At 69.0% G+C, this 13,087-nt stretch carries 9 protein-coding genes; 6 read left to right on the forward strand and 3 right to left on the reverse strand.

The features are described from left to right. The first annotated feature begins 417 nt into the window (after nucleotides 1–417). Nucleotides 418–1,542 carry a membrane dipeptidase gene (locus tag IT306_12260; protein ID MCC7369192.1) on the forward strand — a complete coding sequence of 375 codons (1,125 nt, stop codon included), beginning with the start codon at nucleotides 418–420 and terminating at the stop codon, nucleotides 1,540–1,542. Nucleotides 1,543–2,006: 464 nt separating this feature from the next. Here the strand turns inward: IT306_12260 and IT306_12265 are convergent, their stop codons facing one another. From IT306_12265 to IT306_12275, 3 genes are all read right to left on the reverse strand, one after another. Then, entirely contained in the window at nucleotides 2,007–2,327 is a 321-nt protein-coding gene (locus tag IT306_12265) for a transposase (GenBank protein ID MCC7369193.1), read from the reverse strand. A 266-nt stretch (nucleotides 2,328–2,593) separates the two neighbouring features. Next, nucleotides 2,594–4,660, reverse strand: coding sequence for an MCP four helix bundle domain-containing protein (locus IT306_12270; GenBank protein ID MCC7369194.1), 2,067 nt, complete (start codon nucleotides 4,658–4,660; stop codon nucleotides 2,594–2,596). 220 nt (nucleotides 4,661–4,880) lie between these two features. Beyond that, a complete protein-coding gene (locus IT306_12275; GenBank protein ID MCC7369195.1) occupies nucleotides 4,881–6,401 on the reverse strand; it encodes a hypothetical protein in 1,521 nt (506 codons plus the stop codon). A gap of 633 nt (nucleotides 6,402–7,034) precedes the next feature. Here IT306_12275 and glgX point away from each other — a divergent pair. The 5 genes from glgX to IT306_12300 all read left to right on the forward strand — a co-directional run. Further along, on the forward strand, nucleotides 7,035–9,233 hold the full coding sequence (gene glgX / locus IT306_12280; protein ID MCC7369196.1) for a glycogen debranching protein GlgX: 2,199 nt from the start codon (nucleotides 7,035–7,037) through the stop codon (nucleotides 9,231–9,233). Further along, nucleotides 9,214–9,399, forward strand: coding sequence for a hypothetical protein (locus IT306_12285; GenBank protein ID MCC7369197.1), 186 nt, complete (start codon nucleotides 9,214–9,216; stop codon nucleotides 9,397–9,399). Before glgX ends, IT306_12285 begins: the two co-directional genes overlap by 20 nt. Nucleotides 9,400–9,968: 569 nt before the next feature. Beyond that, a complete protein-coding gene (locus IT306_12290; GenBank protein ID MCC7369198.1) occupies nucleotides 9,969–10,940 on the forward strand; it encodes a thiamine pyrophosphate-dependent dehydrogenase E1 component subunit alpha in 972 nt (323 codons plus the stop codon). Nucleotides 10,941–11,024: 84 nt separating this feature from the next. Beyond that, a complete protein-coding gene (locus IT306_12295) occupies nucleotides 11,025–12,095 on the forward strand; it encodes an alpha-ketoacid dehydrogenase subunit beta (protein MCC7369199.1) in 1,071 nt (356 codons plus the stop codon). 121 nt (nucleotides 12,096–12,216) lie between these two features. Then, the coding region (locus IT306_12300) for an NAD(+)/NADH kinase (protein MCC7369200.1) at nucleotides 12,217–13,087 on the forward strand (871 nt) is incomplete at its 3' end.

The following is a 13,087-nucleotide window of genomic DNA, read 5'->3' on the forward strand; positions in this document are numbered from 1 at the left end:
CGGCAGGCACTGGTGCGACTGGAGCGTCGCGCAGCGACTGCAGGATCGTAGGCGGGGCTTTCAAGCCCCGACGCGGCGGCACGACGACATCAACATGCAATCGCCCTGGTTCGTGACTCAGGGCGATTGCATGTTCATTGGTGTCCCCGAAGCATCATGGAACGGGCGGTCGGGGGTTGAAACCCCCGCCTACAGTCATTCCGTCGCTGCGCGACGGACACCGGAAACGGCGTCGTCTGGTGAGACCGGGGCGTCGCGCAGCGACTGCATGAGTGTAGGCGGGGCTTTCAAGCCCCGACGCGGCGGCACGACGACATCAACATGCAATCGCCCTGCGACGCCGGTGTCGTTGCTACCGTGGGGCTGGTCGAGCATGCTACCGTTGCCCCCGACGCTGTCAGTCAGGAGGCAACGGCCATGGCCCGGAGCGACGCTCTCACCCTGGCGGCACAGGTCGGCCGGGTGCCCTCGATGCGCGTCCCGCTGGATCGCGAGCAGGAGCTGCGCTTCGAACGGCTGCTGGACGGCCTCCTCATGCTCGACATGCATCAGCACGTCCAGGTGCTGACCGAGCCGATTGACGACCTGTTCGCGTACTTCCGCAGCCGCGAGTACGCCTGGGGCTACGAGGCGGCCCGAGCCGGCGGCTGGTCTACCGTCGCCACGGCCAACGGCCTCAGCACGATGGGGTTCACCGAAGACCTCTCGCTGGTCGACTTCTCGGACCTCGTCACCGAGATCGCGCTGATGCTCGCGGACCTGGCCCACCACCCTGACGAGGTCGTCAAGGTCGCCAGCGCGGAGGACATCCTCGCGGCCCAGCAGCGCGGGGTGGTCGGGTTCCTCCCGACCGTCGAGCACCTGGCGATGGGCGCGCACCTGCACCACATCGACGTGCTCTTCGGGCTGGGCGTCCGGCTGGCGGGCCTGACCTACGCCCGCAAGACCTACGTCGGCGACGGGCAGACCGAGCGCGCCGACGGCGGCCTCAGCGAGCTGGGCATGCTCGCCGTCCGGCGCATGAACGAGCTTGGCATGATCGTCGATCTCTCACACGCCGGGCAGCGGACGGCCCTTGAAGCCATCGAGCACTCGCAAGCCCCCGTCATCTTCAGCCACAACGCTGCCAGGGCCGTCTGGCCCACCCAGCGCACCCGCGACGACGCCGAGCTCGTGGCCTGCGCCGAGCGCGGCGGCCTCGTCTGCGTCACTGCCGTGCCCAACTCGCTCAGCAGCGCGCCAGACCAGGACATCTCCTGCGTCCTCGACCAGTACGACTACCTGGTCAAGCGGCTGGGCGTCGAGCACGTCGGCATCGGCACCGACACGCTGATCGGCGACCACGTCGGCTTTCACCGGCAGGCGCTCTACCGAGGCGCAACCGACCGCCCGTTCCCCGCACCGTACCTGAACGGGCTGGAATCGCCGGCCGACGGCGCGAACATCGTTCGCGGACTGATCGCGCGGGGGTACGACGACCCCCAGATCCGCAAGATCGCCGGGCAGAACGCGCTCGATCTGCTGCGGCGGGTCGCCGGCTAGCGGCTCGGCAAGCGTGAATCGCAGAGTTGCTCGGTGCCCATCGTCAACCTGACAGCAGCGAGGAACGACCTCCCCTCCGTCATCCCGACTGCGGCGAGGCACGAGCGGAGTGGAGAGGGATCTTCTCCTTCTGTAGCGTGAGGAAGATCCCTCGACTGCGTTCGCACGCTCACTCCGCTCGGGATGACGGTGAAGGGAGCAGCCTCACCTCGCTTGGGATAACGGGGGAGGATCATCGGGCTTGCCCTGAGCATGCCGAATGGGTCGCTTCGCTCGGGATGACGGGGGAAGCGTCGGCAGAGGTCCAACTCGGTCGTTCACGACTGACAGGCCACGAGCCGTGTCGCCGCCCGCCCGGGCGGGCCGCTCAAACCGTCCCGGGCGCTCCTGGATCGACGGCGCTGCCGGCCTCCTCCTGACGGCGACAGGCAGCACCACCGCTCCGCGAGACGTTGTCGGCCAGATCAGGCCGGCGCGCGGTACCCCGCTCGGTCGAGGCTCAGCGTCGCCAGCAGCCCGTCCAGAATCCCGAGCCGCTGCCACCGCTTGTACGTGCGGTGCACGGTACTGTCGTCGCCCAGCTCGCGCGGCAGCTGGTTCCAGCCGCAGCCGGTCAGCTCGCGGTAGGCAATCGCGACGAGAATCTGTCGCTGGCTGGTCCGCCGCCGCCCAACACGCGGCTGCGGATCGTGCGCCTGGATCAGCGCGTTGGCCTGTTCCCAGACCACGTCAGATACGGCCGCCTGCGCCAGCTCCCCAGGCGCAACGGCGATTGCTTGGACCATGATGACTCCCCATCACGAAAATTGAGCAGTGCGCCGCCCCCCTCGAGCAACGCGCTGTGCAGGCCATCCCCTCCGTGCATAGGGTAACGCAGTCCTGGCCTGCGTTGGGACAATCTCGGCGTCCATTCTGGGACAAAACCGTCCGGATGCGGCACTCGCACGGCAAGAGGCCGCCTGGGCAGGCCGTTCAGGGACGCCAGACGCACGGACAGGCCGGCGGTCTCTGACCGCCGGCCTGTCCGAGTGCCGGTGGTTGGGGGCGGGTGCTAGACCACCCGCCGAATGCCCGCCGCGCCGCGCGCCGGAGCCGACGCCCGCTCGGCGGGCCGACGGGGCGCCGTTGCTCGGCTCTCCGCATCGATCTTGAACCGCTCGACCAGCCCCTTGAGCTGCTCGGCCGTCGCCGCCAGCTCCTCGGCCTGGGCGTTCATCTCCTCGACCTGCGCCGACATCTGCTCCGCCGAGGCCGAGACCTCCTCGGTCGCGGCGCTGTTGTTCGCAGCAGCCCGGCTGATCGACGAGATCGACGCCGTCACCTGCCCGGCCTGGGCTGCCATCTCCTCGGTCGCCGCCGAGTTCTCCTCGACCACGGCGCTCACGCTGGTCATCGCCTCAACCACGCCGTGCGCGTTCGCGGCCATCTCCTGCGCCGCCGAGGCGATCTGCGCCACCTGATCGACGGTCACGCTCACCGCGCGCAGGATCTCGCCCAGCGCCCGGCCAGCCTCGTCGGCACGCGCCGACCCGGCCTCGACCTTGCTCGATCCCTGCTCCATCGCGCCCACGGCCTCGCGAGTGCCAGCCTGCACCTCGCGGATCAGGTCGGCGATGGCGCGGGTCTCACGCTGCGAGCGCTCGGCCAGCTTGCGGACCTCGTCCGCGACCACCGCGAAGCCCCGCCCGTGCTCGCCCGCCCGGGCCGCCTCGATGGCCGCGTTCAGGGCCAGCAGGTTGGTCTGCTCGGCGATATCGTCGATGGTCTCGACCACCGCCCCGATCTTCTCGCCCAGGTTGCCCAGCTCGTGGACCTTGTTCGCAGCCGAGGTGACCACCTGAGCGATCTCGGCCATGCCGGCGACGGTCTCGCGAACGGCCCGGGCGCCCTGCTCAGCCGAGGTGCGGGCCTGCTGCGAGGCCGCTGCGACCGTCTGGGCCGTGCTGGCCACCTCTTCAACCGCCGCCGCCATCTGCCCGGCCGTGCTCGACGCCGACTGCACCTGGTGAGCCTGGCTCGTGGCGCCCTTCGCGATGGCGTCGATAGCCTCGCCAAGCTGCCCCACGGCATCGTTGGTGCCGCGCGAGGCGATACTGGTCTCTTCCGAGCCCTGCGCCACGTGCTGGACCGCTTCCGTCACATGCTGCACCACTTCGCTGGTCTGGCTGGCAGCCTGCCCCAGCTGCTGAGACGTGCCAGCCACACCGTGGGCGGCATCGCGAACTTCCTCAAGGGCCGCCCGCAGGCCCGCACGCGCCTGCTCGTAGCCGTGGATCGTGGCGACGAGCTTATCGCGCATCAGGTTGGTCACCCGCGCGGTCTCGCCGATCTCGTCCGTGCCGTAGCGCGCGATAGGCGGCGTGACGGGGACCACCTCGACGGTCAGATCGCCGTTCGCCATCGCGCCGAGCGCCCGCTCGAGGCCGGTGGCGCAGCGGTTCGTGAGCGAGTCCAGGGTCACCTGCACGTCGTGGACGCCCCGGGCAATGGCCCCGGAGATCAGATACGCGATACCCAGGCCGAGCACCGCCGCGACGGCCAGCGCGCTGAGCACGATCGCGTTGGCCATGCGGCCGCTCGCCTCTTCGTCTCTGACCACTGCCGCCAGCCGCTCGGACTTCTGGGCGACCAGCCGGTCGATGGCGGACAACAGGCGGGCGCTCGGCTCGGCGACGGACGGGCCTTGCAGCAGGGCGTTCGCGGCTTCGATCTGATCCTTTTCGGCCAGGTCGATGACCTTCTGCGCCTCGGGGCGATACGCCGCGTAGGCCGCCTTCAGGTCTGCCAGGACGGCCTTGCCCTGCGCCGTCTGCAACATCCGGTCGAGCAGCGCGACGTGATCGTTGAAGGTCTTGTCAGCATCCTTGAAGCTGGCCAGCGCCTTCACGTCGGCCTCGCCCGTGGTCAGAATCATCTGGCGGGTATCGCGCTGCATCGAGCGGAAGTCATCCCGGGCTTCGAGAATGGCGATCAGGCCTGGAGTTTCGGTCTCCGAGATTTCGTGGATCGCCCCGGACGACTCTCTGAGAAAGTACAGGCCGACCCCGCCGACCACGCACATCAGCAGGAGAACTGCTCCGAATCCAATGAAGAGCTTGGCACGGACGCCTAAACGCATGGCTCCGTCCTCACCATCCCACGCTGGGATGTCCGCCAGTCATCGTGCCCCCGGCGGCGCAGGCAGGTTAGGCAGGCCTTCAGCCATTCAGGCAGACCTTCGCATACGGGAACATCACTGCGCGGCCGGGCGGGATGCCTCGCGCCCGCGTCGGTGCGAATCCTGACGAGAACCTGACAGGTTAGTACACGCTCTCTCGCGATAAAGCGACAAGAGATGCCTATCGCTTCAGGCCATCCTGGACCTGTGCCTGGAGTCGCCCCTCTTGCTCATGAAGCTCGCGCGCCAGCACCGCGACAGCCTCACGGCGGTTGCGATGAAAGGTGCTCTCGCTGATGCCGCGCCGCGTCATGATCTGTCGGTTCGGCCGGCCGAGCACATATGCCTCGTGCAGGATGTGAAACTGCAGCGCCGCCGGCGCGCCCGGATCGTGCTCGGCGTCCGGGGGCTTCAGCCGGTCGATAGCCTGCGAGAGCGCGGTCCGCAAGGCCTGGGCGCGTTCGAGCGCCGTGGGGGCGTCCGCGGCGGCGCCGGCCGCCAGGGGTGCGCCGTCCGTGGGGCCGGCCGCCTGCAACACGCTCGCCACCGTGGCCGGCAGCCGCTCGGCAAGGGCGCTGTCCGCGAGGCTCGCCGGGGCGTTCAGGCGGCGAAGCGCCTCCTGGGTGAGGCGGGCCATGTGCTCGGCGGAGACCTCGTCAAGCTCGGTCCTGGCCTGGGTCAGCAAGTCGCCAAACGTCTCGTCCTGGGCCAGCGCCGCGTCCTGCACCACGAGGCTGAGACTTGACCGCAGCCGCTGCACCTCGCTGCCGAAGAACAGCCGGTCCAGCTCCCGGCGGACCGGCTCGCTGACCGTGTGTCCGATCAGGATCAGCAGGGTCGTCACCACCAGTAGCCCGAGGGTCTGAAAGCTGTATCCACCGCTCACCATCAGGAAGATCGGCACAAACCCGACGCCCAGCACGGTCCACGTCGCGACGAAATACGCCAGATCGGCGCGAATGGTCTGGCCGTGGCGCAGATGGTGGTACGCCGCGACACTGGTCGCCATCAGGCCCATCGCCACGGCCAGCGACAGGTGATTGAGCCACGTCGGCAGCGCCCGGCCGAGCCAGTGGTAGGCGACCAGCGATCCGAACTCGGGCATGAACAGCGCGAGGCTCAACAGCAGCAGCGAGAACCGCCCGTGACCGCGCTCGCGGCGCGACGCGCGCCAGGCCAGCAGCAGGTTCGCGGCAACGCCACCGGCCGCCAGGACGAGGTACGCCGTGAACAGGGGGTAGATCCAACCGACCGGCGCGATCCAGCGGGGGACGCCATGCCCATCGACATCCTCGAAGGTGGCGGCGCTCCAGTTCCAGAGCGCATCGCCGAGGTACGTCGTGACCGTGAAGCCGAAGCAACCGACCGCCAGGATGCCGCCCAGCGGGTAGCCGATGCGCCGCAGGAACTGGCGTATCGTCGGGCTGTCCTGCTCGCGCAGGAAGAGCGCGGTGAGCCAGAACCAGCCGGCCGGCGCGACCGGCGCGCCCCAGCGGAGGCTACGCCCCCAGATGAGCCAGAGGTCGCGGCTCGGGGCGTTCATCTCCATCGCTTCGCCAAGCAAGTAGGCGGCAGTCGAGATGAGGGCGACAACCGCGGCGACCGTGGCGGCATCGCGGCGACTGCGCGTCACCACGTAGGCCGCCAGCAGGCAGAACAGCAGCGACGTGGCGAACGTCGGCGCGGTGTACCAGTTGAACATCGGTCCCCAGGCTGACGCGCGCCGTGCTCGCGACGGGCCGGCGCGTGGCCAGGGACATCATGGCAGGTTCGGCGCGCGCCAGCCATTCGGGGGGCGCAGGGGCAGGGTCCGTTCGGGGTAGCGCGGTCAGGGCCGGCCGGGCGGCTGGCTCGGGCGGCGTCGGCCGATCGTCAACGACGTGACGGAGAACCGTTCGCTCGACGATCTCGACGACGACCATCAGCGCCACCAGCAGGCCCACCACCACGACCGTCGCCGTCCGTGAGGACGCCAGCAGGCTGGTGAACCAGCCGTTCCAGGCAGCGGTCAACTGCGTGTGTACGAGTGTTGACGGGTCCATGATCTCCCCCTGTTGCCAGCCTCGGCGGCCCGAGGTGCATAACCTGGTAGTCGAAGCGCGACAGGCACGCTGCTCCTGGTCTCACTGTGCGCCCGCTGGGCTGTCAGGAGGGTGGCGAGAGGTGTCAAAACCTGTCAGATACGATAGATTCAGCCCGGCGCGCGCCGTCTGCCGGGCAACGCGCCAGTCACCCTCGGCAACCTCCCCGGCAACCCGCTTGCAGGACACTCTGGCTGAGGGTGTGAAGGCGCCGCTGCCAACTGGCAGCGGCGTTTGTGGTCTCGGAGGCTGCCATGAAGATCTGGCCGGGCCGTCCGTTCCCGCTCGGCGCGACCTGGGACGGCCATGGGGTGAACTTCGCGATCTACTCCGAGCACGCGACCAACGTCGAGCTGTGCCTGTTCTCGGACGCGCAGGCCGACATCGAGTTGGAGCGCATCCACCTGCCCGAGCGCACCGCCTACGTCTGGCACGGCTACGTCCCCGAGGTCCAGCCGGGCGATCTCTATGCCTACCGGGTGCACGGGCCATGGCGCCCGCGGGAAGGCCACCGCTTCAACGAGAACAAGCTGCTGATCGATCCGTACGCGCGGGCGCTGGCCGGAGGCGTCGACTGGACCGCGCCGATCTTCGGACACCGCCCCGGCCCCGATCCCGACGCCGACCTCGTCATGGACGAGGAGGATGACGCCTGGGGCAAGCCGCTCTCGGTGGTCGTGGATCCGGCATTTGACTGGGGCGACGACGCGCCGCCGGATGTCCCCTGGTATCGGTCGGTCATCTACGAGGCCCACGTCAAGGGATTCACCCGGCGACATCCGGACGTGCCGCCGGAGCTGCGCGGAACCTACGCCGGCCTGGCGTCGCCAGCCGCCGTCGCGCATCTGCAGCGGCTCGGCGTCACGGCCATCGAGCTGCAGCCGATCCACGCCTTCGTGGACGAGCACAAACTGGTGCGGCGCGGCCTCAAGAACTACTGGGGCTACAACACCCTCGGATTCTTCGCGCCAGAGGCCCGCTACGCGTCGGCGCACGAGCCGTCTGGCGTGGTTGGCGAGTGCAAGGCGATGGTCAAAGCCCTGCATGCGGCCGGCATCGAGGTCATCCTGGACGTGGTCTACAACCACACGGCAGAGGGGCATCACCTCGGTCCCACGCTCAGCTTCCGGGGCATCGACAACCAGAGTTACTACCGCCTTGCCGATGGCCGCCCCCGCTACTACGTGGACTACAGCGGCACCGGCAACAGCCTCAACGCCGGCCATCCGCAGGTCCTCAAGCTGATCATGGACAGTCTCCGCTACTGGGTCGGCGAGTTGCACGTGGACGGCTTCCGCTTCGATCTGGCGTCGGCGCTGGCGCGCGGCCTGCACGAGGTGGACCGGCTCTCGGCCTTCTTCGACATCATCCACCAGGATCCGGTGCTGTCTCGCGTCAAGCTGATCGCCGAGCCGTGGGACGTTGGCGAGGGTGGCTATCAGGTCGGGAACTTCCCGGTCCTCTGGACCGAGTGGAACGGCCAGTACCGAGACGCCGTCCGCCGGCTCTGGCGCGGCGATCCCGGCCGTCTTGGAGAGCTGGCGTTTCGCCTGACCGGCTCCTCGGACCTGTACCAGGATGACGGTCGGCGGCCATACGCCAGCATCAACTTCGTGACCTGCCATGACGGCTTCACACTGGCCGATCTGGTGTCCTACGAGCAGAAGCGCAACGAGGCCAACGGCGAGAACAACCGCGACGGCGAGACCAACAACCTGGCCTGCAACTACGGCGTCGAGGGGCCGACGGACGACCCTGCCATCGCCGACCTGCGCTGGCGGCAGCAGCGCAACTTCCTGGCGACCCTCGCCTTCTCGCAGGGCGTCCCGATGCTCTCGCACGGCGACGAGATCGGGCGGACGCAGCTGGGGAACAACAACGCCTATTGCCACGACGGCGAACTGTCCTGGCTGGACTGGCGGTTGGACGAGTCACAGCGCCACCTGCTCCAGTTCGTGCAGCGCATCATCCAGATTCGTCACGAACAACCGGTCCTGCGCCGCCGGCACTTCTTCCAGGGCCGCCATATTCGGGGAAGCGAGGCCAAAGACCTGACCTGGCTCGATCCGAGCGGCCTGGAGATCCACGACGAAGCCTGGAGCACCGTGGCGTCTCGGGCCATCGGCCTGCTGATGGTCGGCTCGCTCATCAACGAGCTGGACGAACGTGGGCGGGGCATTGTCGGGGACACGCTGCTGCTGCTGCTCAACCCGTCTGGCGAGGCCGCGCCGTTCACGCTGCCGAACGTCGGGCTGGTCGCCGACCGCTGGGACGTGCTCGTCGATACGGCGCGGCCAGCAATCGTGCCCGGCAGCACCATCCATGATGGCGGGACGATCTACGACCTGGTGGACCGCTCGCTGGTGCTGCTGCGGATGCTCGACGGCGGCCCGACGGGCCAGCCCCCACAGCTGAGAGAGGAGGGCGCGAGCGATGTTGATGCACCATCGTGACCTTGAACAGATGCTCGCCGCGATTGCCGAGCAGGAGACGCTGGAGGCACAGCTTGCCATTGCTGCGCGAGCGGGGGCCGAGGCGCCGGTGCTTCATCGGCTGGGCGAGCGGCTGAACGAGGTGCTGCGCCGCGAGGTCGAAGCCGAAGGCGAGTCCGGCGAGTAGACCTCCGAGGTTGAGGCTGCCCTCGCAAGGATCCGTGCACGGGTTCCCACGGAGCTGACTCCCGACGAGATCGAGTACGAGATCACCCTCGCATCCGAGGAAGCCCGTCAGGAGCGTGTGGCGAGACGTGAATCAGGTCATGCCTGAGGACGTGCGTCGTGGGTACGGAATCGAGGTGCTGACCGTGGCGCGGTTCCTGGAGTTCTTGGAGTCCAGAGGGACGTAGGCTCGGGCGCAGCGTCGGGACATCAGTGCAGGCGAGAGGCGACTGCTGACCCCGAATCAACGCAACGGGTTGACTGGCACGGCAAAACGTTGACGTCAGGGTTACCTTCGGCAACCTGACCGGTCAGGTCCGCGTGTCACGATACCCTCGGAGCCAGGCGTCATGCAGGCCAGCAGCGGCATGGGCCGGCGGACCGCCACCGTCGGAGGACCGCCATCGCCGCCAGCAGCGGCCGTCACGGCAACGGCCACTGCCGCGCCCCGCGGCGGTCCCACCACCCCGCTCGCTGCCAGGGCCACTGGCGCCCAGCCACTCCGCGGTCGGCGTCTGACTGGAGGATCGCATGGCTGAGCTGACACGAGAGACGCTCATCTGGATGTACGAGCGGATGACGCTCATTCGGACGTTCGAGGATCGGGTGGCGGAGCTGTTCGCCGAGGGCCTGCTGCCCGGATTCGTGCACCTGTACGCCGGCGAGGAGGCGATTGCCGTCGGGGCGTGCGCCCACCTGACCGACCGGGACACCATCACCAGCACCCATCGCGGCCACGGCCACTGTATCGCCAAGGGCGTCCCGGTCGCGCCGATGATGGCCGAGCTGTTCGGGAAGGCGACCGGCGCCTGCAAGGGCAAGGGCGGCTCGATGCACATCGCCGATGTGGACAAGGGGATGCTCGGCGCGAACGGCATCGTCGGCGGCGGCGGCCCGATGGCCTGCGGCGCAGCCCTGACCAACAAGCTGCAGAAGACCGGCGCGGTCACGCTCTGCTTCTTCGGGGACGGCGCAGCCGAGCAGGGCACGATGCACGAGGCGATGAACCTCGCGAGCATCTGGCGGTTGCCTATCGTGTTTGTCTGCGAGAACAACCTGTTCGCCGAGAGCACGCCGTGGTTCTACCACTGCGCGGCCAAGGACATCGCCGAGCGTGGTTCGGCCTACAACATGCCCGGCCTGCTCATCGACGGCTGCGACATCTTCGCCGTGCACGAGGCGGTGGGCGAGGCGATTGCGCGGGCACGTCGCGGTGAGGGCCCCTCGCTGATCGAAGCACGGGCGTTCCGGTACTACGGCCACTTCCAGGGCGACGCGATCCTGTATCGCACGCCGCGGGAGTTGGAGGAGTACCGCCGTCGAGATCCCCTCACGCAGTTCCGCAAGCGCGTCGTCGAGCGCGGCCTGATCAGCCCGGAAGACCTCGACCGGATCGAGCAGCGGGCGACCGAGGCCGTCGAGCTGGCAGTGACGAAGGCCAAGGAGGATCCGTACCCTGCCGCATCCGAGCTGCTGACCGACGTGTACGTCACCTACGCCTGAGACGTCACCTACGCCTGAGACGTCGCCGACGCCTGAGGCCTCACCAACGTCTGACACGCCAACAACGCCTGACGGGAGAGCATCATGACGGACCGTGTCATCACGTTCCGCGACGCCATCAACGAGGCCATGCGCCTCGAGATGCGGCGCGACCCGAATGTCGTCTTGATCGGCGAGGACGTCGCTGGCGGTGCGCGTCTGTCGCATATCGAAGGGGAAGGAAAGGAGGCCTGGGGCGGCGTGATGGGCGTCTCCCACGGGCTGGTGCAGGAGTTCGGGCGCGAGCGCGTCCTGGACACGCCGATCAGCGAGTCGGCGTTCATCGGCGCGGCCATGACGGCGGCGGCCACCGGCCTGCGCCCGATCGCCGAGCTGATGTTCGTGGACTTCCTCGGCGTCTGTATGGATCAGATCTTCAACCAGGGTGCCAAGCTCCGCTACATGTTCGGCGGGAAGGCGCGCGTCCCGGTCACGATCCGGACCATGATCGGCGCCGGGGCCAGGGCGGCCGGGCAGCACTCCGGCTGTCACTACTCCGTCTTCACCCACATGCCGGGCCTGAAGACGGTCGTCCCGTCCACCCCAGCCGACGCCAAGGGCCTGCTCGCCGCCGCCATCCGCGATGACGATCCGGTGATTTTCTTCGAGCACAAAGTGCTCTACAACGCGAAGGGGCCAGTGCCCGAGGGCGAGTACGTCATCCCGCTGGGCAAGGCCGACATCAAGCGGACCGGGACCGACCTGACCATCATCGCCGTCGGTCGGATGGTGATGCTGGCGCTGGAGGCCGCCGAGCGGCTGGCCCGCGAGCACAGCGTCGAGGCGGAGGTGGTCGATCCGCGCACCCTCTCGCCGCTTGACACCGAGACGCTGCTGCAGTCGATCCGGAAGACCCATCGGCTGGTGGTCGTGGATGAGGACAACCCACGCTGCAGCATCGCTGGCGACCTGGTAACGCTCGCCGCAACCCAGGCCTTCGACTTCCTGGACGGGCCGCCCCAGGTGGTGACCGCGCCGCACGCCATCGTGCCGTTCAGCCCGGCCCTGGAAGACCTGTACGTGCCCTCGGCATCCGCCATCGTGCGGGCCGCCCAGACGGCAATGGGCCTGCCGGTGTCGGCTGAGACGCCGACGATGGCGATGGCGGCCGGCTAGACCCGCGCGGCCAGACGCAGGATCTCCCGGGCTGGCTGTTCGGGAGATCCCGCTCATTCACGGCTCGCACCGCAAGGTGTGAGCCGGGGAGGGGCCGGGCCGCCGCCCGGTCCACACGACCATGAGCAACGGCATCATCGGCATCATCGCCAACCCGGCCTCGGGCAAGGACATCCGCCGCCTCGTCGCGCAGGGCTCGGTGTTCGACACCAGCGAGAAGGCGAACATCCTGCGGCGCGCCATCCGGGCGGTGGACGCGCTCGGGGGCACACTGGGCCGCGCGCACGTCCTCATCATGCCGGACACCGACGCGCTCGGGGTGCGGGCGCTCGACGGCCTGCACGTCTCGCTGGAGGCCGAGGTGCTCGACATGCCGGCGACCGGCTCCCCGCGCGATTCGGCGGAGGCCGCCCGCCGGATGGCCGAGCGCGGCGCAGCCTGCATCATCACGCTCGGCGGCGACGGCACCAACCGGGCCGTAGCAGCCGGCAGCGGCGACGTGCCCCTGCTTCCGATCTCGACCGGCACCAACAACGTCTTCTCGACGATGGTCGAGGGGACGGTGGCAGGGCTGGCGGCGGCGACCCTGGCGAGCGGGGCGGTCGATCCCGAACTGGTCACCAGCCGGGCCAAGCGGCTCGACATCCTGCTGGATGGGACGCCCGCCGACACGGCCCTGATCGACGCCGCTACCACGCGCGATCTGTTCATCGGCAGCCGGGCGCTCTGGGAGCCGGATCGGCTGGTCGAAGCGGTCCTCACGCGGGCGCAGGCCGGGATGGTCGGGCTGGCGTCGGTGGGCGGGTGCCTGACCAGCATCGCACCACGCGACCCACGCGCCCTGTACGTTCGGTTTGGCCCGGGCGGGCGACGGGTGCTGGCGGCACTGGCGCCGGGGCTGGTGGTCCCGGTGGCCGTCGCTGCGTGGCGCGTCGTGGATCTGGAGGAGCCGATCTCGTTCGCCCGTGGCAACCTGACCGTCGCGCTGGACG

The sequence above is a fragment of the Chloroflexota bacterium genome, assembly GCA_020850535.1.
Classification (GTDB): Bacteria; Chloroflexota; UBA6077; order UBA6077; family JACCZL01; genus JADZEM01.

What these genes read in the sequence shown, in the direction of transcription:
- IT306_12270 (MCC7369194.1), bottom strand. Translation starts at nt 4,660, where the DNA reads ATGCGTTTAGGCGTCCGTGCCAAGCTCTTCATTGGATTCGGAGCAGTT.
- IT306_12275 (MCC7369195.1), bottom strand. Translation starts at nt 6,401, where the DNA reads ATGTTCAACTGGTACACCGCGCCGACGTTCGCCACGTCGCTGCTGTTC.
- IT306_12285 (MCC7369197.1), top strand. Translation starts at nt 9,214, where the DNA reads ATGTTGATGCACCATCGTGACCTTGAACAGATGCTCGCCGCGATTGCC.
- IT306_12290 (MCC7369198.1), top strand. Translation starts at nt 9,969, where the DNA reads ATGGCTGAGCTGACACGAGAGACGCTCATCTGGATGTACGAGCGGATG.
- IT306_12295 (MCC7369199.1), top strand. Translation starts at nt 11,025, where the DNA reads ATGACGGACCGTGTCATCACGTTCCGCGACGCCATCAACGAGGCCATG.
- glgX (MCC7369196.1), top strand. Translation starts at nt 7,035, where the DNA reads ATGAAGATCTGGCCGGGCCGTCCGTTCCCGCTCGGCGCGACCTGGGAC.
- IT306_12260 (MCC7369192.1), top strand. Translation starts at nt 418, where the DNA reads ATGGCCCGGAGCGACGCTCTCACCCTGGCGGCACAGGTCGGCCGGGTG.
- IT306_12265 (MCC7369193.1), bottom strand. Translation starts at nt 2,327, where the DNA reads ATGGTCCAAGCAATCGCCGTTGCGCCTGGGGAGCTGGCGCAGGCGGCC.